Source organism: Streptomyces sp. NBC_00236, assembly GCF_036195045.1.
Classification (GTDB): Bacteria; Actinomycetota; Actinomycetes; order Streptomycetales; family Streptomycetaceae; genus Streptomyces.
On sequence record NZ_CP108100.1, the window covers coordinates 5,093,173 to 5,116,649 of the forward strand.

Consider the following 23,477-nt stretch of genomic DNA (forward strand, 5'->3'; position numbering starts at 1 on the left):
GAAGCGTGGCCAAGAAGCAAGGTGCCATCGAAATTGAGGGCACCGTGATCGAGTCCCTCCCGAACGCCATGTTCAAGGTGGAACTCCAGAACGGTCACAAGGTCCTCGCGCACATCTCCGGCAAGATGCGGATGCACTACATCCGTATCCTCCCGGACGACCGGGTCGTGGTGGAGCTCTCCCCGTACGACCTGACGCGTGGCCGGATCGTCTACCGCTACAAGTAGATCTTGCCCGCATCTCGCTTCGGCGGGGTGGTGGCACTGACCCGGAGAACCTGACATCCCATGAAGGTCAAGCCGAGCGTCAAGAAGATCTGCGACAAGTGCAAGGTGATCCGCCGTCACGGTCGGGTCATGGTCATCTGCGACAACCTGCGCCACAAGCAGCGCCAGGGCTGACGCACGACCCCCTCGCATCTCGCAGTACTTCGCGCGACGCACGTAAACGTACATACGCAGTGCCCGTCCAAGCCACGGCTGACGACACCTCCGGCGGGGGCCGGGGACCCGGGCGTACCACCTCACACCAAGAGGTCGGCGGTCGGGAGTGGCGCTGCGGAAGACCCCCGAAATAACAACTGGAGCCATTGAATGGCACGCGTTTCAGGTGTTGACATCCCGCGCGAAAAGCGCGTGGAGGTTGCCCTCACCTACGTCTTCGGTATCGGGCGCACCCGGTCCAAGGAGATCCTCGCCACCACCGGCGTGAACCCCAACACCCGCGTTCGTGACCTGGCCGAAGAGGACCTGGTCAAGATCCGCGAGTACGTGGACGCCAACCTCCGCACCGAGGGTGACCTTCGCCGCGAGATCCAGGGCGACATCCGCCGCAAGATCGAGATCGGCTGCTACCAGGGCATCCGCCACCGTCGTGGTCTGCCGGTCCACGGCCAGCGCACCAGCACGAACGCTCGTACCCGCAAGGGCCCGCGTCGCGCGATCGCCGGTAAGAAGAAGCCGGGCAAGAAGTAGTCCTCAGCGGACGCACTGCGAGCGTCCGGGTCTCCGGACAAACGCAGTATCCAGCGGTCTTCGCTGTAGGACCGATCACCTCCCCTCTCCATCTGGAGTCAAGACATGCCCCCCAAGGGTCGTCAGGGCGCAGCCAAGAAGGTGCGTCGCAAGGAAAAGAAGAACGTCGCTCACGGGCACGCCCACATCAAGAGCACGTTCAACAACACCATCGTCTCGATCACGGACCCCTCGGGCAACGTGATCTCCTGGGCCTCCGCCGGCCACGTCGGCTTCAAGGGCTCGCGCAAGTCCACCCCCTTCGCCGCGCAGATGGCCGCCGAGTCGGCCGCCCGCCGCGCGCAGGAGCACGGCATGCGCAAGGTTGACGTCTTCGTCAAGGGTCCGGGCTCCGGCCGCGAGACCGCGATCCGCTCCCTGCAGGCCACGGGCCTGGAGGTCGGTTCGATCCAGGACGTCACCCCGACGCCGCACAACGGCTGCCGTCCGCCGAAGCGTCGCCGCGTCTGATGCGCTACGGCCGGTGACGGCCGTGCGTCAGTAGCGTGGGTACGGGCGGTATGCCCCCTACGGGGGTGTGCCGCCCGTATCCTTGTTTCATCTGTCGGGTGTCAAATAGTGGGCGCCCACGACTGAAGGATTCACACATGCTTATCGCTCAGCGTCCGTCGCTGACCGAAGAGGTCGTTGACGAGTTCCGCTCGCGGTTCGTCATCGAGCCGCTGGAGCCGGGCTTCGGCTACACGCTCGGCAACTCCCTGCGTCGCACGCTCCTCTCCTCGATCCCGGGTGCCGCTGTCACCAGCATCCGTATCGACGGTGTCCTGCACGAGTTCACCACCGTGCCGGGCGTCAAGGAGGACGTGACCGACCTCATCCTCAACATCAAGCAGCTGGTCGTCTCCTCGGAGCACGACGAGCCGGTCGTGATGTACCTGCGCAAGCAGGGCCCCGGCCTGGTCACCGCTGCTGACATCGCCCCGCCGGCCGGTGTCGAGGTCCACAACCCGGACCTCGTCCTGGCCACGCTGAACGGCAAGGGCAAGCTGGAGATGGAGCTGACCGTCGAGCGCGGTCGCGGCTACGTCTCCGCCGTCCAGAACAAGCAGGTGGGCCAGGAGATCGGCCGGATCCCGGTCGACTCCATCTACTCGCCGGTGCTCAAGGTCACGTACAAGGTCGAGGCGACCCGTGTCGAGCAGCGCACCGACTTCGACAAGCTGATCGTCGACGTCGAGACCAAGCAGGCCATGCGTCCCCGTGACGCCATGGCGTCGGCCGGTAAGACCCTGGTCGAGCTGTTCGGTCTGGCGCGCGAGCTCAACATCGACGCCGAGGGCATCGACATGGGCCCCTCGCCCACGGACGCCGCTCTCGCCGCCGATCTGGCGCTGCCGATCGAGGAGCTGGAGCTCACGGTCCGCTCGTACAACTGCCTCAAGCGCGAGGGCATCCACTCGGTGGGCGAGCTCGTGGCCCGCTCCGAGGCGGACCTGCTCGACATCCGCAACTTCGGTGCGAAGTCGATCGACGAGGTCAAGGCGAAGCTGGCCGGTATGGGCCTGGCGCTGAAGGACTCGCCTCCCGGCTTCGACCCGACCGCCGCCGCCGACGCGTTCGGTGCGGACGACGACGCGGACGCCGGTTTCGTGGAGACCGAGCAGTACTGAGTCGCCTCCGGCTGGGGGTGCCGTCTTTGACGGTGCCCCCGTGCCGGGGTGAGGCTTTGTCCTCAATCGCCGGACGGGCTTGATCTTGGCTCGGACGGGCTGGAAGTGAATTCCGGCATCTGGACTTCCGTGTGGCGACCGCCTCACGGGAACTGACACCGGTACCTGATACGGCCGGTGCAGCACACAAGGAGAAAACCATGCCTCAGCCCGCCAAGGGTGCCCGTCTGGGCGGCAGCGCTGCGCACGAGAAGCTTCTTCTCAACAACCTCGCGAAGTCGCTGTTCGAGCACGGCCGCATCACCACGACCGAGGCCAAGGCCCGCCGCCTGCGTCCGGTCGCCGAGCGTTTCATCACCAAGGCGAAGAAGGGCGACATCCACAACCGTCGCCTGGTGCTGCAGTCGATCACGGACAAGGGCATCGTGCACACGCTCTTCACCGAGATCGCCCCGCGGTACGAGAACCGCCCCGGTGGTTACACCCGCATCACCAAGATCGGCAACCGTCGTGGCGACAACGCCCCGATGGCCGTCATCGAGCTGGTCGAGGCCCTGACCGTGGCGCAGGCTGCCACCGGTGAGGCCGAGGCCGCCACGAAGCGTGCGGTCAAGGAAGACGCCCTCAAGAAGGACGAGACCCCGGTCGAGTCCGTCGAGGACGCCAAGCCGGCCGAGGCCGACGAGGAGTCCAAGGACGCCTGAGCGTTCTGAGACCTCGGGACGGGCCCGCATCACCCTTCGGGGCGGTGCGGGCCCGTTTCGCTGTGTACGGATCTTGAGAGGATCGCTGGTGTGAGTGACGTGGTGGAGCCCGGCTTCGTACGGGTGCGGCTGGACCTGGCCTACGACGGCAAGGACTTCTCGGGCTGGGCGAAGCAGACCGGCCGACGGACCGTTCAGGGGGAGATCGAGGATGCGCTGCGGACCGTGACCCGCTCCTCGCGCACCTACGACCTGACCGTGGCCGGGCGTACCGATGCCGGTGTGCACGCCCGGGGTCAGGTCGCGCACGTGGACCTGCCGGACGGGGTGTGGGCCGAGCACGCTCCGATGCTGCTGCGGCGGATGGCCGGCCGGATGGCGCCCGATGTGCGGATCCGCCGGATCGAGGAGGCGCCGGCCGGGTTCAACGCCCGATTCTCGGCCCTGTGGCGCCGGTACGCGTACCGGGTGTCGGACGGGCCCGGCGGTGTCGATCCGCTGGTGCGGGGTCATGTGCTGTGGCATGACCGGGAGTTGGACCTCGACGCGATGAACGCGGCGGCCGCGCGCATGACGGGGGAGCACGACTTCGCCGCGTACTGCAAGAAGCGCGAAGGTGCGACGACCATCAGGACGCTGCAGAAGCTGAGTTGGGTACGTGACGAGGCGTCCGGGATCATCACCGGGACCGTGCAGGCCGACGCCTTCTGCCACAACATGGTGCGGGCGCTGGTCGGCGCGATTCTGTTCGTGGGGGACGGCCGCCGCCCGTATCCGTGGCCTGCCGAAGTCCTCGCCGCCCGGGTGCGCGATCCCGGGGTCCACGTGGTGCGGCCGCACGGGCTGACGCTGGAGGAAGTCGCCTACCCGGCCGATGAATTGCTCGCCGCGAGGGCGGTGGAGGCGCGGAACGTGCGGACGCTTCCGGGGGCCGGCTGCTGCTGACGGCCGGTCATGGTGCCGTACGTCTGCGCCGGCGCAGCGCGGAGGTGAGGGAGCCCGCCAGGTACAGCGCCGCGCCGCTCAGCAGCGAGGCGCGGAACCAGCCGATCCGCGGGCTCCACCACGCGAGGACCGCGCCCGTACCCACGAGCGCCAGCGCGGCGGTACGCGTCAGCCACCAGCGGGTCGTCCGCGGGGCGGCATCGGGCGCGGACGGGTGGCTGCCCGTGCTCGTCGTCATCGTGTCGCGCATGCCCGCCAGGATCGAGCGGCGGACCTGGACCCGGGCGCCCGGGATCTCGCCGAGGATCTCGGTGTCGCCGCCGAAGCCGGGCGGGACGGGCGGCAGACCGAGCGCGGTCACCAGATCGGCCTGGTGGCGGACCGGGTCGCCGGTGGCGCGCAGGATGTGGGCCAGCGGGCGCGGGTCCGCCACCCGGTACAGATGGGCGAGCTCCGCGGCGGTGTCCTGCACATCGGCGTGGTCGGGGGCGGGGGACTCGGCGTCCCAGATGTGCGTCGCGATCTGCCGGCCCTGGTGGAGGGCGGTGACGGTGCAGCGCTCGGGGGTGCGGTGCAGCACCAGGGCGGGCCAGGTCTCACCCGTCGTGAAGGTCTCCGCCGCCGCGGTCAGCGGTTCCTCGGGGAGCAGCGCCGCCCGTCGTCCCCGGGTGGCCTCGGGGACCACCTCGACATAGCTGTAGCCCTCGCCCGCCGGAGCCGTACGCAGGGAGAAGCCGCAGATCAGCGCCGCCTGGGCGACGGTGGCCGGAGGCGCGGGGACGATCGCGACCGCGCGCGGGGTGAGGGCCGCCCAGTCGGGGGCGTCGGCGGGCGGTGCGGGCGGGCGGCCGAAGAAGGGGATCTGTGAGGCGAGGTCCAGCCGTACGTCGGACCGGGCTTCGAGGAATTCGGCACGGGCGTCGCCGAGCCGGTTCCACGGGTACTCGGTGGCGTGGACACCGATGGCCCGGAACACGTCGAGTGCCTCGGCCGGACGGTCCGACATGATCAGCAGCAGGGCCAGTTCGTTGCGGAATCCGGCTGCCTCGCGGTCGCCCGCCCCGTCGTAGGTGTCGGAGAGGGCCAGGGCGCGGGTGAGGGCCGCGTCGACCTTGGGCCCGTACGGGTCGGGGCCCTCGGGCTCGGCAGCCTCGGACAGCCGGTACTCCAGCGCTGCCTGGAGCGGCAGCGCGTGCAGCCGGGAGCCGGGCGGGGCGGATGCGGCCACCCGCTCCGCGTACCGGAACATCTCCTCGTGCGAGCCGTACCACTTGGCGCACAGGTACTGGAGTGCCTGCGCATGACAGCCGAAGTGGTGCGGGTCGCGGGCCTCGGCCTCGGCGAGATACGCGTCGAAGACCTCGCGCGGAGCCTGCATGCCGCGGGCGTGGGTGAGCGCGATGCGCCAGGGAACCGGGTCCGCGGGGTTGAGCTCGGCCGCGGCGCCGATCACCGGCACGGCGTCCTCCAGAAGCGCGAAGAAGGCCTGGAACTGGTCCCGTTCGACGTCCTTGGCGCGGGCGCTCGTCCGCACCTTCCACGCCTGGTGGAGGTGGAAGTCGGCGACGACGAGGAGCGCGTCGGGATCCTCGGGGGACTCCGCCAGCCAGGCGTCCAGCCAGCCGTCGTGGTGCAGCGCGGTCCGGGCCAGCCGGCTCACGTACGCGTCCCTGCGCTCCCACTGGGCGTGCGCCCGGGTCGACGCGAGGAGCTCCCGCGCCGGGCCGTGGTCGCCGGCCGTCGCCGCGGTGAGGGCGGCGCGCAGCGGGGCGTCCGGCGGGTCCAGGACCACCGCCTCGTCGGGAGCCAGGTCGACACCGATGGCGTCGCGGTGGCGCAGGATGCGCAGGAAGGAGACCAGGAAGACGAGACGCACAGCAGCGGTTCTCCGCATCCGGGAGGGTGACTGAACCGAAGGACGGGCGGTCAGGGGGCGGTGGCGGCGGCCGAGGCCTGGACCTCACCACGGTGGCGGATCTGACGGAACGTGAAGTTCGTCAGGTCGTCGCCGACGGCGAACACGTTCTTGTCGCCCTTGGTGACGTTCTTGCCGCTGGTGAAGCCGCCCACCGTGAAGTAGGCGTACCGGCCGTAGGAGTTGGCCGTGCGACGGCAGACGGCGCCGCCGCGGCAGAACGTGGGCACCCCCGCCCCGCTCAGCGACGCCAGGCCCCCGCTGGCCTGCTGGGCGGCCTTCTTGGCCTGGGCCTCGGTCTCGAAGACCGCGAGGCCGATGGTCACGGCCACGCCGCTGCGGCTGTACGTGGCCCGGACGACCTGGTCGCAGCCGTTGTTCGTCAGGATCGTGCCGAGTGCGCCCTGGGTGGTCGTGGCGCACTTCGTGGTGCGGTGCGTCGCGCCCTTGGCGTAGACGCGGTCGCCCATCGTCAGCTTCTTGCCGGGGAAGAAGGCGTCCACGGTGACGGGCGCCCGGTCCTTCCGCACGTCGGATATGTAGTCCTTCGGATCCGGCGGGGGCGCCGGGGCCACGGACGAGAACGACGGTTCCGGCTGCGTCGACTGGCTGGGCAGATCGGTCGCCGACGGCAGTTCGCTCGCGTTCTTGCCGGACGAACCGCCGGAACCGTCCTTGTTGGTCGAGATGACCGCCGTCGCCACGATCGCGGCGACCGCGGCGGTGGCCAGCGCGCCCCCGCCGATCATCAGCCACCTCTTGCGCCTGGCGCGTGCCGCCGATGCCTCGGCCAGTGCCGCCCAGTCCGGTGTACCCGTTCCCCCAGGCCCCCAGGAGGGCCCCCCTTGCCCAAAGCTCATGCCGCGAATCCTAGACGGAAGGTAATCCGGTTGGGCCAGGGCTTCGCTGCCCGTGACAATGCTGTGCATGGGACATCTTGAAGCAGGCCATCTCGAGTACTACCTACCGGACGGGCGGGTACTGCTCGGCGATGCCTCGTTCCGTGTCGCGGACGGTGCCGTCGTCGCCCTCGTCGGGGCGAACGGCGCCGGGAAGACCACGCTGCTGCGGCTGCTCGCCGGGGAGCTCCAGCCGCACGGCGGCTCGGTCTCGGTGAGCGGCGGGCTCGGCGTGATGCAGCAGTTCGTCGGCTCGGTGCGCGACGAGCGCACGGTGCGGGACCTGCTGGTGTCCGTCGCCCAGCCCCGGATCCGGGAGGCAGCGCAGGCGGTCGACCGGGCCGAGGAGCTGATCCTCACCACCGACGACGAGGCCGCGCAGATGACGTACGCGCAGGCACTGAGCGACTGGGCGGAGGCGCGCGGGTACGAGGCCGAGACGGTCTGGGACATGTGCACCATGGCCGCGCTCGGCGTCCCGTACGAGAAGGCGCAGTGGCGCGAGGTACGCACCCTGTCCGGCGGTGAGCAGAAGCGGCTGGTGCTGGAGGCGCTGCTGCGCGGGCCCGACGAGGTGCTGCTGCTCGACGAACCGGACAACTATCTGGACGTACCCGGCAAGCGCTGGCTGGAGGAGAAGCTGAAGGAGACCCGTAAGACGGTCCTCTTCGTCTCCCACGACCGGGAGCTGCTCTCCCGCGCCGCCGAGAAGATCGTCAGCGTGGAGCCCAGCCCGGCCGGCAGCGACGTCTGGGTGCACGGTGGCGGCTTCGCCACGTACCACCAGGCCCGCAAGGAGCGCTTCGCGCGCTTCGAGGAACTGCTGCGCCGCTGGGAGGAGGAACACGCCCGGCTGAAGGCGCTCGTCCTGCGGATGCGGCAGCAGGCGGCGAACAGCCCCGACATGGCGAACCGCTACCACGCGATGCAGACCCGCTTCAAGAAGTTCGAGGAGGCCGGCCCGCCGCCGGAGCCGCCGCGCGAGCAGGACATCAAGATGCGGCTGCGCGGCGGCCGGACCGGGGTGCGGGCGGTGACCTGCACGAACCTGGAGCTGACCGGCCTGATGAAGCCGTTCGACCTGGAGATCTACTACGGGGAGCGGGTCGCCGTCCTCGGCTCCAACGGGTCCGGCAAGTCGCACTTCCTGCGGCTGTTGGCGGGCGAGCCGGTGGCGCACACGGGGGAGTGGAAGCTCGGGGCGAGGGTGGTGCCAGGACACTTCGCGCAGACCCACGCCCATCCGGAGCTGCTGGGCAAGACGCTCGTCGAGATCCTGTGGACGGAGCAGGCCAAGGACCGGGGCGGCGCCATGTCCGTACTGCGGCGGTACGAGCTGGAGCGGCAGGGGGACCAGCCGTTCGAGAAGCTGTCCGGCGGCCAGCAGGCCCGCTTCCAGATCCTGCTCCTGGAGCTGGCCGGCACGACGGCCCTGCTCCTGGACGAGCCGACCGACAACCTGGACCTGGAGTCGGCGGAGGCCCTTCAGGACGGGCTGGAGGTCTACGACGGCACCGTGATGGCGGTCACGCACGACCGGTGGTTCGCGAAGTCCTTCGACCGGTACCTGGTGTTCGGCTCGGACGGGGTCGTACGGGAGACGACGGAGCCGGTGTGGGACGAGCGGCGGGTCCAGCGCGCACGGTGACGGGCCCCTGCGGGGTGCGGTGCGCCTCTGTGCGGTGGGTAGGGGTGGGGTCCCTCCGGGGAGACTCCTCAAAAATGGCGTGTGCACCCCGGTACGCAAACGACCCGGGTCGTACGCCATTTTCTGCGGGGACTCCCCTGCACGCCCCCACCCGGCCGCCGTGCGTCTGTACGCCGGTGGGACTGCTGTCGCAGACGCGGGACGGCCGGTCCGGGGCCGTGCAGGGGAGTCCCCGCAGGACGACGAACAAATACCGGGGTCCGCTGCGTGGGACTGGAAACGTTCGTCGTTTGAGGAGACGCCCCGGAGGGGCACCGGACCCCACCCGGGGGTCAAGGCGCACCCCGCGGGGCACCCGCACAGATCAAGCCCGTCGAGGGGGTCCCCCATACCCTTAGGGCTATGGGGGAGATTGAGGACGGACCTCCGCGCCCCGGAAACACGCGCGCCCACCCGGCCGAGGGCCCCGTTTTGACCCGTCCGGGGCGGGGCGGGTACTGTCGGGGATTGTTATACGTATTGGCTTCGTCGTTCTCACGCGAAGGGCCCTTACGTAGGTTCTCTGGAGCAGTTACCAGTGGCTCGCATACGGGCAGCGTCCCCGGCATTGTGAGCCCCAGCTGCATGATCGCTTCAGAGGTGCCATGTGTCTGGACCCCATCCACTGAAGAAGCGAAGGCTACGAAGTGCGTACGTACAGCCCCAAGCCCGGCGATGTCACTCGCCAGTGGCACATCATTGACGCCGAGGACATCGTTCTCGGCCGTCTGGCCACCACGGCTGCGAACCTCCTCCGAGGCAAGCACAAGGCGATCTACGCCCCCCACATGGACATGGGCGACTTCGTCATCATCATCAACGCCGACAAGGTTCACCTGTCCGGCAACAAGAAGACCCAGAAGATGGCGTACCGCCACTCCGGCTTCCCGGGCGGTCTTCGCTCCGTTCGTTACGACGAGCTGCTCGCGAAGAACCCCGAGAAGGCCGTCGAGAAGGCCATCAAGGGCATGATCCCCAAGAACACCCTGGGCCGTCAGATGATCTCGAAGCTGAAGGTCTACGCGGGCGACCAGCACCCGCACGCTGCGCAGCAGCCGGTCCCGTTCGAGATCACCCAGGTCGCGCAGTAGTTCCGGCCTCCCCCCAAAGACGTAAAGAAAGATCTGAGGAGCATCGTGGCCGAGACCACTGTTGAGACCCCCATCGAGGGCACCGAGGGCGAGGAGACCTTCGCCGAGGTGACCACCTTCGAGTCCGAGGTCCCCGTCGAGGGTGAGTACACCTCCGAGTCGCTCGCGGGCCGCTTCGGCGACCCGCAGCCCGCGGCCGGCCTTGGCCGTCGCAAGAACGCCATCGCCCGCGTCCGGATCATCCCGGGCACCGGCAAGTGGAAGATCAACGGTCGCACCCTTGAGGACTACTTCCCCAACAAGGTGCACCAGCAGGAAGTCAACGAGCCCTTCAAGGTTCTCGAGCTCGACGGTCGCTACGACGTCGTGGCCCGCATCTCGGGTGGCGGTGTCTCCGGTCAGGCCGGCGCCCTGCGCCTCGGTGTGGCCCGCTCGCTGAACGAGGCGGACGTGGACAACAACCGCGCCATCCTGAAGAAGAACGGCTTCCTCTCCCGCGACGACCGTGCGGTCGAGCGCAAGAAGGCCGGTCTCAAGAAGGCCCGTAAGGCCCCGCAGTACAGCAAGCGCTAAACCGCCTGCTCAACCGCGTTACACGTTCGCCCCGGCGGCACACCTCGTGCGCCGGGGCGTTCGTTTATTGACAGCCACGGGCATATAACGGCATAAGGCGTTCATAGGCTTGTTGCTTGCTTAGTCTGAATTTTTGCGTTTCGGAGCACCTTCGGAGGACACCAGTGGGACGACTCTTCGGCACGGACGGCGTGCGCGGTGTCGCCAATGCGGACCTGACGGCCGAGCTCGCGCTCGGTCTCTCGGTCGCGGCGGCACACGTACTGGCCGAGGCGGGCACCTTCGAGGGCCATCGGCCGACGGCCGTGGTCGGCCGCGACCCGCGCGCCTCCGGAGAGTTCCTGGAAGCCGCCGTCGTGGCCGGGCTGGCCAGCGCGGGCGTCGACGTCCTGCGCGTCGGCGTGCTGCCGACCCCGGCCGTGGCCTATCTCACCGGCGCCCTGGGCGCGGATATCGGCGTGATGCTCTCCGCCAGCCACAACGCCATGCCGGACAACGGTGTCAAGTTCTTCGCCCGCGGCGGTCACAAGCTCGCCGACGAGCTGGAGGACCGCATCGAGACGGTCTACGAGCAGCACCGCACCGGCGAGCCGTGGGCCCGTCCCACCGGTGCCGGAGTGGGCCGCATCAGCGACTACGCCGAGGGCTTCGACCGGTACGTCGCCCACCTCATCGGGGTGCTCCCCAACCGCCTCGACGGCCTGAAGGTCGTCCTGGACGAGGCGCACGGCGCCGCCGCCCACGTCTCGCCCGAGGCGTTCGCACGGGCCGGGGCCGAGGTCATCACGATCGGTGCCGAGCCGGACGGCCTGAACATCAACGACGGCTGCGGCTCCACGCACCTGTCGCTCCTGCGCACCGCAGTCGTCGAGCACGGGGCCGACCTCGGCATCGCGCACGACGGTGACGCCGACCGCTGCCTCGCGGTCGACGCCGCGGGCGAGGAGATCGACGGCGACCAGATCCTGGCCGTGCTGGCCCTCGCCATGCGCGAGGCCGGTCAGCTGCGCAAGGACACCGTGGTCGGCACCGTGATGTCGAACCTCGGCTTCAAGATCGCCATGGAGCGCGAGGGCATCCAGCTGATCCAGACGGCCGTGGGTGACCGCTACGTCCTGGAGTCGATGAAGGCCGAGGGCTACGCCCTGGGCGGCGAGCAGTCCGGTCACGTCATCGTCCTGGACCACGCCACGACCGGCGACGGCACGCTGACCGGCCTGATGCTGGCGGCCCGCGTCGCCGCCACCGGCCGCTCGCTCGCCGACCTCGCCGGGGTGATGGAGCGCCTGCCGCAGGTCCTCGTCAACGTCCCGGACGTCGACAAGTCCCGGGTGTCCACCTCCCCGGAGCTGGCCACGGCCGTCGCCGAGGCCGAACGCGAGCTGGGCGCCACCGGCCGGGTGCTGCTGCGCCAGTCGGGTACGGAACCGCTGGTACGGGTCATGGTCGAGGCGGCCGACATCGAGCAGGCACGCGCGGTGGCCGGCCGGCTGGCCGACGTCGTGAAGTCCGCGCTGGGCTGACCTGCGCTCGATTCCCGGAAGGGCCCGGCCTCACGGTCGGGCCCTTCCGGCGTTCTGTGGCAGCCGGCCGCACCCCAGCACGTCGAGGATGCGGGTCAGGTCGTCCGGCGCGGCCGCGAGGCGGACCGGCTTGCCCGAGTCGTCCAGGTCGGCGATGTGCCAGCTCCGCTGGACGCTCTCGCCGTCGCTGCCCCTGGCACGTCGTACGTTCGTGACGGTGAGCCGTTCCACAGGGATCCGTCGGGCAGCGAACCTGCCCGGGCCGGGATGGGGAGTCACCGCAGGCGGACCACCGTCCCCGAGGACGATGTGGGTGCCGAAACCGTGCGGGTTGTAGTCGGTGTGCTCCAGGAAGTGGGCAGCGAGGAAGAGGTCCCCCGCTTCCCCGGAGGGCCCGGCCCCGCCCGCCGGGGTGCTGCCGGGCGTACGGATGCGGGTGGCATGCCAGGCCCAGGTGATCATCCCCAGGGTGGCCGCCGCACCCCCAACCGCCCAGACGACGGCTCCGGGCGAGCCGAGCGGGTCCGTGGGGTGGTGGTAGCTGAACGGCAGCAGCCACACGGCCGTACCGACGAGCGCGGCCGCGTACGGCAGCGCCGACGGAAGGACCTCGTCGTCCGGCAGCCGGCGCCCGCGCCGCCGCAGCAGCAGACGGGCTCCGGGGTAGCCCGCCGCGAGGGCGCACCCGGCCGCGACGGCGGCGACATCTCCGGCGCCGGTGAAGTGCGCGCGCCACACGTACCGGTCTCCCGCGACCTCCCTCACCTGGTGACGCCAGACGGTCAGTTCGACGCTGTCACCCGGGCGGAACGCGCCGGCGGCCTCCCGGGAGACCCCGAGCCGTTCCAGCGGCCGGCCGTCGGCGAAGTACAGCCGGCTGCCGGCCTCGCTGTGGCCGACCTTCGTCCGCAGAATCACCGCGTGCCGGACGTCCAGGCACTCGCCGCGCTCCGCGGCAGGCGTGGCGGCGCCGCAGGGCACGGCCGCCTTCCACGCCCGGTTCTCCGACGCGCGGCCCGGCACGTACCACGCGGCCAGGACCGCGCCGGCGAGCAGCAGTACGCACAGGAGCCAGGTCACGGCCGCTCCGCGCCCGGCGGTGCGGTACGAGATGACAGGGACGTGCCCGCTCGACGCGGGGTCTCCGTACCGGCGGTGCAGTGCGCGGAGCGCGTCCAGCTTCGCGTCGAACTCCGATCGGTCGGCCGAGGACCCGCTCAGCGGCAGCGGCAGCCGCCGCGCGTGTCCGTCGCGCAGCAGCACGCTGACGCGATGGATGTCCTGGTTCCGCCCGTACTGGATGTACGTACGCAGGTCGGCGATGCCGGACCACGGCAGGTTCCTGCGGCGCAGCAGCGTCCGGGAGCGCAGACCGTAGGCGTCCGCACTCACCCGGGCGGTGGCCGCGTGCAGGCAGACGAGAGCCACCAGCAGGCAGGCGAGAGCCACCAGCGCGAGCAGCAGGGACACGGCTGCCATGAGCCCGGCCAGGTACACGGCGAGCACCGCGGTCACACCCGCCCCGGGCGCGCAGACTGCGGCGCACCACCACAGGGCACGCCGCGCGGCGGGACGGTAGATCACTTCTCCGGCGTTGGGCATGCCTGAGATCGTGTCAGCGGTACGGCGGTGACCGCTTGTGCGGGGTACGGCAGTCTCGGAGGGTGCGACATTGCCGGGCCTCGCCCCGCGCCCGTCCCGCTACGCGTCCGCCGCCGGCTTCGGGTGCCTCCGGTACCACCGCAGGGCCGCCACCCACAGGGCCTTCTGCACCAGCAGCGTCAGGGTTCCCGCCACGATGATCCCGCCGAGGTTCGCCAGCAGTTGCTGAATGGATCCGGTCATCTGGCCGTAGTCGCGGTAGCTGAACGCCACCGCCGCGTTGGCCGCGGCCGGCACCGTCGTCACCGAGATCGCGACCCCGATGAGGGCGCCGGACTTCGCCGAGGTGAGGGAGAGCGTCCCGGCGATGCCTGCGAGAAAGGCCACCACGAAGGACATCCAGTCCGGCTGCCAGACGAATGCCGTGTTCGGCCGGGGTGCCTCGATCATCGACTCGTTGAACAGTCCGAAGGCGTCCATCAGCCAGGAGAAGCCGGCCGTCAGCACCATGGCCGCGGCGAAACCGCCGATCAGCGCCCAGAGGGACCGCCACACCAGGCGCGGGGCGCGCTGCACCAGCGCCGTGGAGATTCCGGCGAGCGGGCCGAACTCCGGGCCCACCGCCATCGCGCCCACGATCAGGATCGCGTTGTCGAGCATCACACCGCAGGCGGCGAGCATCGTCGCGACCGCGAGGAACGCCACGTAGGTGATGCTGAACGTCGACTCCTCGTGGGTGATGTCCGTCAGTTCCTCCCACACCACCGCGTCCGCGCCCTCGCCAGGCGCCTCCTCCTCGGCCTGGTCGGCACGCGCGGAGAGCGTCAGGTCCATCTTCTCGACGGTGATCGCCCCGTACTCGGCGACCCCGAGCTCCCGCAGCGCCCCGATCAGCTCGTCGCCCGCCTCGCGCGCCACGTCGCACAGCACCACGTCACCGACCGGGTCGCGCGCCACCCCCGGCAGCACCGCGAGGTGGGCGGTGCCGACGGTCCCCTCCAGCAGGTCCGTCACCTCGCCCGTCCGGTCGGACGGGACGATCAGGCGTAGATGCAGCACGGTGCACCCTTTCCGGGATCAGAGCTTGCGCAGGGACAGCCGCTGGACCTTGTGGTCGGGGCCCTTGCGGAGCACCAGCGTGGCACGGCCGCGGGTCGGCGCCACGTTCTCCACCAGATTGGGTTTGTTGATGGTCCGCCACATCGTCGCCGCGTACTCCATCGCCTCCGCCTCGGAGACCTGCGTGTACTTGCGGAAGTACGAGGACGGGTTCTGGAACGCCGTGGCGCGCAGCTTGCGGAAGCGGTTGAGGTACCAGGTCTCGATGTCCTCGGGCCGCGCGTCCACGTACACACTGAAGTCGAAGTAGTCCGCGAGCCCGACCCTGGTCCGGCCGTCCTTGCCGGGAAGGGCGGGCTGCAGCACGTTCAGCCCCTCGACGATGAGGATGTCCGGCCGCCGTACGGTGAGCCGCTCGCCCGGCACGATGTCGTAGATCAGGTGCGAGTAGACGGGGGCGGTGACCTCGTCCTTGCCCGCCTTGATGTCGGCGACGAAACGGGTCAGGGCGCGCCGGTCGTACGACTCCGGGAAGCCCTTGCGTGACATCAGGCCGCGTGCGCGGAGCTCCTTCATCGGCAGCAGGAAGCCGTCCGTGGTCACCAGCTCCACCCGCGGGTGCTCCGGCCAGCGGGCCAGCAGCGCCTGGAGGATACGGGCGCTGGTGGACTTGCCCACCGCGACACTGCCCGCGACCCCTATGACGAACGGCGTCCCGCGCTGTTCGCCGTGCCCGTTGCCCGCGTCGCCGAGGAAGGTGTTCAGTGCGCCGCGCAGGCCGGAGGTGGCCTGGACGTACAGATTCAGGAGGCGTGAGAGCGGCAGGTAGACGTCCCGCACCTCGTCGAGGTCGATGACGTCCCCGAGCCCCCGCAGCCGCTCCACCTCGTCGGCGGACAGCGGCAGCGGCGTCTTGTCGCGCAGCGCGCTCCACTCCGCCCGGGAGAGGTCGACGTACGGCGTCGCGGCGGGCTCGGCGCGTCGGTTCGTGCTCCGTGTCGGCGAAGTGATCACGGGTTCATTGTTGCGGGAGTTCGACGGGAGTTCGAACGGGGTGGGGGGTGGGCTCGGTCACGTGGCGGACGGAGCCCGGCCCGGCCTCCGCACCGTCTACGCGTGCTCCTCGGTTGCGTGGGAGTTGGTGAGGGTGAGTGCGCCGCCTGCCGTGACCAGGCCGACGACGACCGCCAGTACGGCGTAGGTGATCCGCTCGCCGTGGAAGAACGACGCCACCAGACTGTCGCTCCAGGTGCCCGCGGGCAGCTGGGTGGTGACCAGCGCGGCGATCAGCGTGCCGACCACGGCGGTGCCGATGCTGCTTCCGACCTCCTGGGCGGTGTCGTTGAGCGCCGTGCCGATCGAGGTGCGGTTCTCCGGCATCGCGCCGACGAGCGCGATGGCGCAGATCGTCATGACGGTGCGCAGGCCGACGGTCATCAGGACCATGCAGGCCGCGATGACGCCGTACCCGTGGTCGACGCCCCAGGACAGGCCGGCCAGCGAGACGGCCAGGCAGGCGGCGCCGACCAGGCAGGCGATGCGGTGGCCGAACCGCTTCGCGAGCCACTCGGACAGCGGGGTCGCGACGATCATGGTCACGATGAGCGGCAGGTTCGCCAGGCCGGCCCGGACGGGGCTCCACCCGTAGGCGTACTGGAAGTGGAGGATCAGCCCGAACATCACGGCGGCCATCGCGATGGCCGTGCCGATCTGCGCGATGGCGGCGCCGCGGACGGTGCCGTTGGAGAAGAGGCGGAGGTCCAGCATGGGCGAGGAGCTGCGGCGCTCGTGCAGCACGAAGGCGATGCCCGCGGCGATGGCGCCGAGGACGGAGCCGAGCGTGGTCGCGGAGAGCCAGCCGTGCTCGACGCCGCTGGTCAGCGCGTAGCAGGCGAGCCCGATGGTGGTGACGCTGAGTACGGCGCCGGGCAGATCGAGCTTGTCGCGGGTCAGGTCCTGCGGCCGGTCGGCCGGGACACCGAGACGGACGCCGATGGCCGCGATCAGGGCGATCGGGGCGTTGACGATCAGGAGCCACTGCCACCGCACGTGGGCCAGGGCGGTGCCGCCCAGCAGCGGGCCGAGGATGAAGCCGGACATGCCGACGATGATCATCAGGGTCATTGCGCGCATCCGCAGCGCCTGGTCGTCGAAGAGCCGGAAGACCAGCGAGTTGGTGATGGGGGCCATCGCCGCCGCGGCTATGCCGAGGCCGGCCCGCAGGGTGATCAGCTCTCCTGCGGTGCTGACCGCGACGACGCCCAGGCTCAGCAGGCCGAACACCGCCAGGCCGGCCAGCAGCACGCGTCGGCGCCCGAGCCGGTCGGCCATCGATCCCGCCGTCAGCAGCAGCCCGCCGAACGTCAGTGAGTACGCGCCGGTGACCCACTGCAGCGAGGTCGTACCGCTGTCGAGGTCGCGGCCGATCGTGGGCAGCGCGATCGAGAGCAGGGTGTTGTCGACCATCTCGACGAAGAAGGCCAGGCAGAGCGCGGCCAGGGGAATCCATGCCGCGCGCAGGGACGTGTAGGTACGCGATGCGGCGGGCTCGGTGGAAGACGTGGTCGTAGTCATGGCGGGCCTCCTCTCGGAACGTTGTCGAACATCGAACGGCGTTCGACAATGGAACGTGGTTCGACCATAGAACATGGTTCGATGATGAGGCAAGCTGTGATTGGATGAGTGGCATGACAGGCCCGCGCCCACGACCCGCCGATCGCCCTTCCCGGGGGCGTCAACGTGCCTCGCACTCCATCGAGGCCGTTCTCACCGCGGCCGTGGCGCTGCTCGACGAGGCGGGCGAGCAGGCGCTGACCCTGCGCGCCCTCGCGGCCCGGCTCGGTACCGGCGTCGGCAGCATCTACTGGTACGTCTCGGGCAAGGACGAGCTGCTCGAACGCGCCATCGACCATGTGCTCGGGGGGGTGCTGACCGCCGTCGAAGGGCAGGGCAGGAGCGACGACCCGATCGATGACCTGCGCATGATGGCCGTCACGCTGTTCGACACGATCGTGGACCGGCCGTGGCTGGGTGCGCACTTCATGCGCAACATCGCCGAGCGGGGCAACGCGTTGCGGCTCTACGAGCAGCTGGGGGAGCAGACGCTCCGGCTCGACCTCACCCCGCAGCAGCGGTTCCACGCCGTGTCGGCGGTCTTCAGTGTGGTGGTCGGCAGCGCCGCCGACCTGGGGCAGGAGCCGCCCCAGGAGGTGCTGGACGGCTCGGTGGGCCGCGACGAGTTCCTCGGCCGTTACGCCAAGATGTGGCGTGAGCTCGACGCCGAGGAGTATCCGTTCATGCGCGACATCGCCGACGAGTTCGACGGGCATGACGACAGGGAGCAGTTCCTCGCCGTGCTGGAGCTGACGCTGACGGGCCTGCGCCTTCAGGCCGGGGTCTGAATCCGGCCCGTATCGCGGTCAGTCGAATGATCACCCGGCCTGCGGTGCGGGTCGGGGCCGTGGGTACTCTGCCGCCCCGCCGACCGGCCACCGAGGCCCGGACCGGCGGAATCACCTTTCCTTACGCGAAGCGCCTCGTCCTCCGGCGACTACGTCGACGTGCGCTGAGCCGGTGGCGGGCCTCCGGTGGCGCGCGACGAAGAGGCCGGCCCGGCGCGCAGGGCGCCGGGCCGGCCTGACGGGCCCGATGAGGTCAGCGCGGCCGGCGGATGCCGTCGATGATGCGGGTCCAGTTGTCGCTGCCGTGTCCGTTCTCGATTGCCCCCCGGTAGTGGGCCTGCACGGCCAGCGGGAGCGCGAGGTCGAGGCCGAGTGAGGTGCTGGTCTCGACGATGTGGTCGGCCGTCGCGCCCATCATGGTGATCGTGCTGAGGTCGCCGGGGTGCTCGCCGGCGTCCAGCGCGGTGCCGGGGTTCGCTTCGCCCGCTCGCAGGATGGCGCCGATCGAGTCGGCGGAGGAGAGCAACTCCGGCAGCGCCTCCGCGGCCGTCAGTCCTGCGGTGCCCAGCATCGCGGTGGCGTGCATCAGTGCGGACAAAGTGGTGAGGAAGACCGTGAGCTGGGCTTGGTACATCATCTGGGCGAGCCCCGGATCCTCGCCCAGGTACTTCGGCGTGCCGAGCAGTGTCAACGCGGCCAGGTGGCGCTCCAGCACCTTTTCGCCGCCGCTGTAGTAGACGTGGGCCGCCTCCGTGCCGACCATCGGCGCGGGGACCATGACACCTCCGGAGAGGAACGCGGCGCCGTGATCCGTCGCCCAGGCCGCCGCCTCGCGGGTGCGGTCGGGAGTGTCGGAGCTGAGGTTGACCAGGGTCCGGTCGGTGAGCGAGGCGGTGGAGCTGCCGAGGATGTCGTACATCGCCGGGTAGTCGGTGAGGCTGAGGAGCACGAGGTCACTCGCCTCGACGGCTTCACCGGGTGTCGCCGCGCGTGTCGCTCCGTCGGCGACGACGCCGTCGGCCCGGGCGGCGGTGCGGTTCCAGACGGTGACCGGGTGGCCCGCGGCGAGGAGGGCGCGGGTGATCGCCCGGCCCATCGGGCCGAGCCCGATCACGGTGACGGAGTTGCCCTGCCTGGTGGTGTCGTTCTGTCGTTCGTTCACCCCTCCATGCTCGGAGAGTGTCGCTACGCTCGGAAGTACCCACTATTTTCTGCGGTACTTACCTTCTAGTAAGGGTGATCAGTGATGGCCAGGTCGCCGAGATCCGGGCCCTACATCTGCGGCATCGACGCCGGGCTCGACGTGGTGAGCGGCAAGTGGAAGGGCCTGATCCTCTGGGAACTCGATGCCCACGGCGTACGCCGCTTCGCCGAGCTCCGTCGTGGACTGCCGGGTGTGAGCGAGAAGATGCTGACGCAGCACCTGCGGGAGATGGAGGTGGACGGTCTCGTGCACCGGAAGGTCTATGCGGAGGTGCCACCGAAGGTGGAGTACTCCCTGACCGAGCACGGGCACACGCTCAATCAGGCGCTCGGGCCGCTCGGCGCCTGGGGAGTGGAGCGGATCCGTCGCGAAGGGGCCGAAAAGGTCGAGGTCCCGTCCGGTGAGGCGTCGCAGCCACCGGCCTCGGATGGTGCGCGGGTCCTTTCCGGGGGCTGAACGCGATGAGGAGGCCGGCTCGGCGCGCTGTGCACCGGACCGGCCTCCTCATCGCGTTCCCGGAACGCTGCGTGCTGCGGAGTACTAGTCCGTGCCGGACTCCATCGCCGCACGGTCCAGCATCTCGTCCGCCTCGGAGACCTCGCCGCGGGAGGCGATGGCCTGGGCGCCGCCCTCGGGCAGGGAGCCGATCAGGCCGGTCGCCGCGGCCTGGGCCGCGCCGATGGCCGGGTTGGCGGTGCCGATCAGGCCGAGGCCCGCGTACTGCTCCAGCTTGGCGCGGGAGTCGGCGATGTCGAGGTTGCGCATGGTGAGCTGGCCGATCCGGTCGACCGGGCCGAACGCGGAGTCCTCGGTGCGCTCCATGGACAGCTTGTCCGGGTGGTAGCTGAACGCCGGGCCCGTGGTGTCGAGGATCGAGTAGTCCTCGCCGCGCCGCAGCCGCAGGGTCACCTCGCCGGTGACGGCGGTGCCGACCCAGCGCTGGATCGACTCGCGGACCATGAGCGCCTGCGGGTCCAGCCAGCGCCCCTCGTACATCAGACGGCCGAGACGCCGGCCCTCGTTGTGGTACTGCGCGAGGGTGTCCTCGTTGTGGATCGCGTTGACCAGGCGCTCGTACGCGGCGTGCAGCAGCGCCATGCCGGGGGCCTCGTAGATGCCGCGGCTCTTGGCCTCGATGATCCGGTTCTCGATCTGGTCCGACATGCCCATGCCGTGACGGCCACCGATGGTGTTCGCCTTCATCACCAGGTCGACGGCGGAGTCGAACTTCTCGCCGTTGATGGTGACCGGCCGGCCCTGGTCGAAGCCGATCGTGACGTCCTCGGTCTCGATCTCGACCGACGGGTCCCAGAACTTGACGCCCATGATCGGGTCGACGGTCTCCACACCGGTGTTCAGGTGCTCCAGGGTCTTCGCCTCGTGGGTGGCGCCCCAGATGTTGGCGTCGGTGGAGTACGCCTTCTCCGTGCTGTCGCGGTAGGGCAGGTCATGGGCGACCAGCCACTCCGACATCTCCTTGCGGCCGCCGAGCTCGGTCACGAAGTCCGCGTCGAGCCAGGGCTTGTAGATCCGCAGGTGCGGGTTGGCGAGGAGGCCGTAGCGGTAGAACCGCTCGATGTCGTTGCCCTTGTACGTGGAGCCGTCGCCCCAGATCTGTACGTTGTCCTCAAGCATCGCCCGCACCAGGAGCGTGCCGGTGACGGCGCGGCCGAGCGGCGTGGTGTTGAAGTACGCCCGCCCGCCCGACCGGATGTGGAACGCGCCGCAGGTGAGCGCGGCCAGCCCCTCCTCGACGAGCGCCGCACGGCAGTCGACCAGACGCGCGAGCTCGGCGCCGTAGGCCTTGGCGCGGCCGGGCACGGAGGCGATGTCGGGCTCGTCGTACTGGCCGATGTCGGCGGTGTAGGTGCACGGGACGGCGCCCTTGTCGCGCATCCACGCGACCGCGACCGAGGTGTCGAGGCCGCCCGAGAAGGCGATGCCGACGCGCTCGCCGGTGGGCAGGGAGGTGAGGACCTTAGACATAGGAAGATTATGCATCATCTCGCATGATCATGCAACGCGAGGTGGATTCCGTCGCTACGGGACGAAGGGAGCCGATCTCCGTGGCCGGCGATGAGTTTCTCCACCGGGCGCCGTCCTACCTGGTGAACGCCAAAGAGGCGGAGGCAGGAGACGAGCCGGACCGCTCCCCTCGCACAGGCGGCCGAGGCCCGGGTTCACGTCACCGGCCAGGAGAAGCCAACCGAGTCCTGAACAGGCGGTATGCGTCATGGACAAGCAGTTCACCGCGATCCTGCAGAAGAGCCCCGACCGGGGCGGCTGGACCTACGTCGTGTGGCCTGATTCGGCCGAGTTCTTCGGCACCCGCGGTCTGGTGAAGGTCCGGGGCAGTATCGACGGTCATCCCTTCCGGAGTTCCTTCATGGCCCTGGGGGACGGCAGGCACAAGCTGCCGGTGAAGGCGGAGGTGCGCAAGGCCATCGGCAAGGAGGAAGGGGACACCGTGACCGTCCGTCTGGAGGAGCGGTTGGACGGCTAGGGCGTGCTGGATCAGGCCGGATACCGACGTCGATCCCCGGCAGGGCGGCGAAGTCCGGCACCGGCGGGGCCGGGCTCACTTCATCTCCCGGCGGGCCTGCCTCACCTCGTCGTTGACGGTCCAGGCGTCGGCGACCGGGCCGAGGTGGCCGAGCTTGTCGGGGTTGATCACCGAGCGGATCGTCTGGATCTGTCCGTCGAGCACGTCGAGGGCCAGGGTGTGGAGGACCTTGCCGTCCCTGTCGCGGAATACGGCGCCGGGCTGGGCGTTCACCTCGTGCGGCTCGAACGTCACGTCGATCCGGGCCAGCAGCGGGAAGACGGAGGCCAGCAGCCGGGCCACGTTCTCGGCACCGACGACGGCCCTGGCCAGCTGCGGGGCCTTGCCGCCGCCGTCCCCGACCATCTGGACGTCGGCGGCCAGCAGATCCCGCAGGCCGGCGACGTCTCCCTCGCGGAGGGCGTCGAAGAACCGCCGCGCCAGCTCCTCACGCTCCTGACGGTCCGCGTCGAACCGTGGCCGTCCGGCCTCCATGTGCCGCCGCGCCCGTACGAGCAGCTGCCGGCACGCCGCCTCCGAGCGCCCCACCGCCGAGGCGATCTCGTCGAACCCGAAGCCGAACACCTCCCGCAGCACGAACACCGACCGCTCCAGCGGGCTGAGGCGCTCCAGCAGCAGCAACGCGGCCATCGAGACCGAGTCGGCCAGCTCCGCCGAGCGTGCCGGGTCCTGATACGGGTCGCTCAGCAGCGGCTCGGGGAACCACGGGCCCACGTACTCCTCCCGCCGCACCCGCGCGGAGCGCAGCACGTCGATCGAGATCCGCGTCACCGTCGTGGACAGAAACGCCTTGACCGACGCAGGAGTGGTCGCCGAGCCGTCGAAGCGCAGCCATGTCTCCTGCACCGCGTCCTCGGCCTCGCTCACGCTGCCCAGGATCCGGTAGGCGATCGAGAACAGCAGGGGCCGCAGCTCCTCGAACTCTCCGACCTTGTTCACGGCGCATCTCCTTGAGGTCTGCCCCGGGGGCGTTGCCGGAGCGGGGCTCGTTCCGGCGATTGTGCGGTACGTCGACGGCCCCGGCTCCTCAGTGGAACTGTCCGGCCTCGTAGTCGCCGGCGGGCTGCTGCGCGATGATGTTCAGCCGGTTCGCCGCGTTCATGAAGGAGACCAGCAAGGCCAAGGCGGTGAGCTGCTCCTCGTCGTAGTGCTTCGCGGCCCGCGCCCACACCTCGTCGCCGACCCCGCCGGCCGCGTCCGCGATCCTCGTCCCCTCCTCCGCCAGTTCCAGCGCGGCACGCTCGGCCTCGGTGAAGACCGTGGCCTCGCGCCAGGCCGCCACCAGGTGCAGCCGCACCGAGGTCTCGCCGGCGGCGGTCGCCTCCTTGGTGTGCATGTCGATGCAGGCGGCGCAGCCGTTGATCTGGCTCACACGCAGTGCCACCAGCTCCTGCGTGGAGGCCGCAAGCGACGACTCCTTGAGCGCCTGGCCGGCGGCCATGAGGTGCTTGAGGGCCTTGCCGGCGGTGGGGTCGGCGAAGTAGTTCAGTCGCGCGTTCATGGTGTGCTCCTCCGTGCTCGTAGGTGGTTACACCCCTGAGGACGAGACAGCGCGGCGCCCTGTGACACGGGTGGCTCCCCGCGCGGGTCCGATGGCCCCCGCCCCGCCCCGCCCTCGGGCCCACCGGACATCGGCGAGTTGGAAGCGATGTGGGTGGTATCCGGGG

General features: G+C 70.1%; 24 protein-coding genes. 14 read left to right on the forward strand and 10 right to left on the reverse strand.

Features of this window, described 5'->3' with window-relative positions; all coding sequences use genetic code 11:
• Positions 1–5 precede the first annotated feature (5 nt).
• The 7 genes from infA to truA all read left to right on the forward strand — a co-directional run bounded on the left by infA (position 6) and on the right by truA (position 4,293).
• Entirely contained in the window at positions 6–227 is a 222-nt protein-coding gene (infA, locus tag OG446_RS23060) for a translation initiation factor IF-1 (RefSeq protein ID WP_003956442.1), read from the forward strand.
• Positions 228–287: 60 nt separating this feature from the next.
• Complete coding sequence (rpmJ, locus tag OG446_RS23065) at positions 288–401, forward strand: 50S ribosomal protein L36 (RefSeq protein WP_003956441.1); 114 nt, start codon at positions 288–290, stop codon at positions 399–401.
• A gap of 192 nt (positions 402–593) precedes the next feature.
• Positions 594–974, forward strand: a complete 381-nt coding sequence (rpsM, locus tag OG446_RS23070; protein ID WP_014047799.1) for a 30S ribosomal protein S13 — start codon at positions 594–596, stop codon at positions 972–974.
• Positions 975–1,079: 105 nt separating this feature from the next.
• Positions 1,080–1,484, forward strand: coding sequence for a 30S ribosomal protein S11 (gene rpsK, locus OG446_RS23075; protein WP_003956432.1), 405 nt, complete (start codon positions 1,080–1,082; stop codon positions 1,482–1,484).
• A 137-nt stretch (positions 1,485–1,621) separates the two neighbouring features.
• Positions 1,622–2,644, forward strand: a complete 1,023-nt coding sequence (locus OG446_RS23080; RefSeq protein ID WP_003966937.1) for a DNA-directed RNA polymerase subunit alpha — start codon at positions 1,622–1,624, stop codon at positions 2,642–2,644.
• A gap of 200 nt (positions 2,645–2,844) precedes the next feature.
• Entirely contained in the window at positions 2,845–3,348 is a 504-nt protein-coding gene (rplQ, locus tag OG446_RS23085) for a 50S ribosomal protein L17 (RefSeq protein ID WP_136328425.1), read from the forward strand.
• 90 nt (positions 3,349–3,438) lie between these two features.
• Positions 3,439–4,293: a tRNA pseudouridine(38-40) synthase TruA gene (truA, locus tag OG446_RS23090; RefSeq protein ID WP_328895813.1), complete on the forward strand. Its 855-nt coding sequence runs from the start codon at positions 3,439–3,441 to the stop codon at positions 4,291–4,293.
• A 7-nt stretch (positions 4,294–4,300) separates the two neighbouring features.
• Here truA and OG446_RS23095 read toward each other — a convergent pair whose 3' ends face one another.
• A complete protein-coding gene (locus OG446_RS23095) occupies positions 4,301–6,169 on the reverse strand; it encodes a DUF4034 domain-containing protein (RefSeq protein ID WP_328895814.1) in 1,869 nt (622 codons plus the stop codon).
• Positions 6,170–6,219: 50 nt separating this feature from the next.
• On the reverse strand, positions 6,220–7,068 hold the full coding sequence (locus OG446_RS23100) for a hypothetical protein (RefSeq protein WP_328895815.1): 849 nt from the start codon (positions 7,066–7,068) through the stop codon (positions 6,220–6,222).
• 67 nt (positions 7,069–7,135) lie between these two features.
• Between OG446_RS23100 and OG446_RS23105 the strand changes: the two genes are divergently transcribed.
• The 4 genes from OG446_RS23105 to glmM all read left to right on the forward strand — a co-directional run bounded on the left by OG446_RS23105 (position 7,136) and on the right by glmM (position 11,981).
• Complete coding sequence (locus OG446_RS23105) at positions 7,136–8,755, forward strand: ABC-F family ATP-binding cassette domain-containing protein (protein ID WP_328895816.1); 1,620 nt, start codon at positions 7,136–7,138, stop codon at positions 8,753–8,755.
• A gap of 686 nt (positions 8,756–9,441) precedes the next feature.
• Positions 9,442–9,885, forward strand: a complete 444-nt coding sequence (gene rplM, locus OG446_RS23110) for a 50S ribosomal protein L13 (protein WP_136328420.1) — start codon at positions 9,442–9,444, stop codon at positions 9,883–9,885.
• 45 nt (positions 9,886–9,930) lie between these two features.
• Complete coding sequence (gene rpsI / locus OG446_RS23115) at positions 9,931–10,458, forward strand: 30S ribosomal protein S9 (protein ID WP_328895817.1); 528 nt, start codon at positions 9,931–9,933, stop codon at positions 10,456–10,458.
• Positions 10,459–10,622: 164 nt separating this feature from the next.
• Entirely contained in the window at positions 10,623–11,981 is a 1,359-nt protein-coding gene (gene glmM, locus OG446_RS23120) for a phosphoglucosamine mutase (protein ID WP_328895818.1), read from the forward strand.
• A 30-nt stretch (positions 11,982–12,011) separates the two neighbouring features.
• Here the strand turns inward: glmM and OG446_RS23125 are convergent, their stop codons facing one another.
• From OG446_RS23125 to OG446_RS23140, 4 genes are all read right to left on the reverse strand, one after another.
• Positions 12,012–13,583, reverse strand: a complete 1,572-nt coding sequence (locus tag OG446_RS23125; RefSeq protein ID WP_328895819.1) for a PH domain-containing protein — start codon at positions 13,581–13,583, stop codon at positions 12,012–12,014.
• 99 nt (positions 13,584–13,682) lie between these two features.
• The gene (locus OG446_RS23130; protein WP_328895820.1) at positions 13,683–14,642 is read right to left on the reverse strand and encodes a DUF389 domain-containing protein; all 960 of its coding nucleotides are present in this window, start codon (positions 14,640–14,642) and stop codon (positions 13,683–13,685) included.
• 18 nt (positions 14,643–14,660) lie between these two features.
• Complete coding sequence (coaA, locus tag OG446_RS23135) at positions 14,661–15,656, reverse strand: type I pantothenate kinase (protein ID WP_328895821.1); 996 nt, start codon at positions 15,654–15,656, stop codon at positions 14,661–14,663.
• Between the two features lie 96 nt (positions 15,657–15,752).
• Positions 15,753–17,216, reverse strand: a complete 1,464-nt coding sequence (locus OG446_RS23140) for an MFS transporter (protein WP_328895822.1) — start codon at positions 17,214–17,216, stop codon at positions 15,753–15,755.
• Positions 17,217–17,395: 179 nt separating this feature from the next.
• Here OG446_RS23140 and OG446_RS23145 point away from each other — a divergent pair, with 179 nt between their 5' ends.
• Positions 17,396–18,043 (forward strand): TetR/AcrR family transcriptional regulator, encoded by a 648-nt coding sequence (locus OG446_RS23145; protein ID WP_328898387.1) that lies wholly within the window; start codon positions 17,396–17,398, stop codon positions 18,041–18,043.
• A 253-nt stretch (positions 18,044–18,296) separates the two neighbouring features.
• On the opposite strand, the gene OG446_RS23150 is transcribed toward OG446_RS23145, so the two are convergent.
• Complete coding sequence (locus tag OG446_RS23150; protein ID WP_328895823.1) at positions 18,297–19,205, reverse strand: NAD(P)-dependent oxidoreductase; 909 nt, start codon at positions 19,203–19,205, stop codon at positions 18,297–18,299.
• Between the two features lie 84 nt (positions 19,206–19,289).
• Here OG446_RS23150 and OG446_RS23155 point away from each other — a divergent pair, with 84 nt between their 5' ends.
• Positions 19,290–19,703, forward strand: coding sequence for a winged helix-turn-helix transcriptional regulator (locus tag OG446_RS23155; RefSeq protein ID WP_328895824.1), 414 nt, complete (start codon positions 19,290–19,292; stop codon positions 19,701–19,703).
• 84 nt (positions 19,704–19,787) lie between these two features.
• Here OG446_RS23155 and argG read toward each other — a convergent pair whose 3' ends face one another.
• The gene (gene argG, locus OG446_RS23160; protein ID WP_326658558.1) at positions 19,788–21,233 is read right to left on the reverse strand and encodes an argininosuccinate synthase; all 1,446 of its coding nucleotides are present in this window, start codon (positions 21,231–21,233) and stop codon (positions 19,788–19,790) included.
• A 247-nt stretch (positions 21,234–21,480) separates the two neighbouring features.
• On the opposite strand from argG, the gene OG446_RS23165 reads away from it, so the two are divergent.
• Complete coding sequence (locus OG446_RS23165; protein WP_328895825.1) at positions 21,481–21,750, forward strand: DUF1905 domain-containing protein; 270 nt, start codon at positions 21,481–21,483, stop codon at positions 21,748–21,750.
• A gap of 75 nt (positions 21,751–21,825) precedes the next feature.
• On the opposite strand, the gene OG446_RS23170 is transcribed toward OG446_RS23165, so the two are convergent.
• The gene (locus tag OG446_RS23170; RefSeq protein ID WP_328895826.1) at positions 21,826–22,749 is read right to left on the reverse strand and encodes an RNA polymerase sigma-70 factor; all 924 of its coding nucleotides are present in this window, start codon (positions 22,747–22,749) and stop codon (positions 21,826–21,828) included.
• Between the two features lie 88 nt (positions 22,750–22,837).
• On the reverse strand, positions 22,838–23,311 hold the full coding sequence (locus OG446_RS23175; protein WP_328895827.1) for a carboxymuconolactone decarboxylase family protein: 474 nt from the start codon (positions 23,309–23,311) through the stop codon (positions 22,838–22,840).
• Positions 23,312–23,477 lie beyond the last annotated feature (166 nt).

Coding starts and splice junctions, on each gene's coding strand:
- rpmJ (WP_003956441.1), top strand. CDS start 288: ATGAAGGTCAAGCCGAGCGTCAAGAAGATCTGCGACAAGTGCAAGGTG.
- rpsM (WP_014047799.1), top strand. CDS start 594: ATGGCACGCGTTTCAGGTGTTGACATCCCGCGCGAAAAGCGCGTGGAG.
- rpsK (WP_003956432.1), top strand. CDS start 1,080: ATGCCCCCCAAGGGTCGTCAGGGCGCAGCCAAGAAGGTGCGTCGCAAG.
- OG446_RS23080 (WP_003966937.1), top strand. CDS start 1,622: ATGCTTATCGCTCAGCGTCCGTCGCTGACCGAAGAGGTCGTTGACGAG.
- rplQ (WP_136328425.1), top strand. CDS start 2,845: ATGCCTCAGCCCGCCAAGGGTGCCCGTCTGGGCGGCAGCGCTGCGCAC.
- OG446_RS23100 (WP_328895815.1), bottom strand. CDS start 7,068: ATGAGCTTTGGGCAAGGGGGGCCCTCCTGGGGGCCTGGGGGAACGGGT.
- OG446_RS23105 (WP_328895816.1), top strand. CDS start 7,136: ATGGGACATCTTGAAGCAGGCCATCTCGAGTACTACCTACCGGACGGG.
- OG446_RS23125 (WP_328895819.1), bottom strand. CDS start 13,583: ATGCCCAACGCCGGAGAAGTGATCTACCGTCCCGCCGCGCGGCGTGCC.
- OG446_RS23140 (WP_328895822.1), bottom strand. CDS start 17,216: ATGACTACGACCACGTCTTCCACCGAGCCCGCCGCATCGCGTACCTAC.
- OG446_RS23155 (WP_328895824.1), top strand. CDS start 19,290: ATGGCCAGGTCGCCGAGATCCGGGCCCTACATCTGCGGCATCGACGCC.
- argG (WP_326658558.1), bottom strand. CDS start 21,233: ATGTCTAAGGTCCTCACCTCCCTGCCCACCGGCGAGCGCGTCGGCATC.
- OG446_RS23165 (WP_328895825.1), top strand. CDS start 21,481: ATGGACAAGCAGTTCACCGCGATCCTGCAGAAGAGCCCCGACCGGGGC.
- OG446_RS23175 (WP_328895827.1), bottom strand. CDS start 23,311: ATGAACGCGCGACTGAACTACTTCGCCGACCCCACCGCCGGCAAGGCC.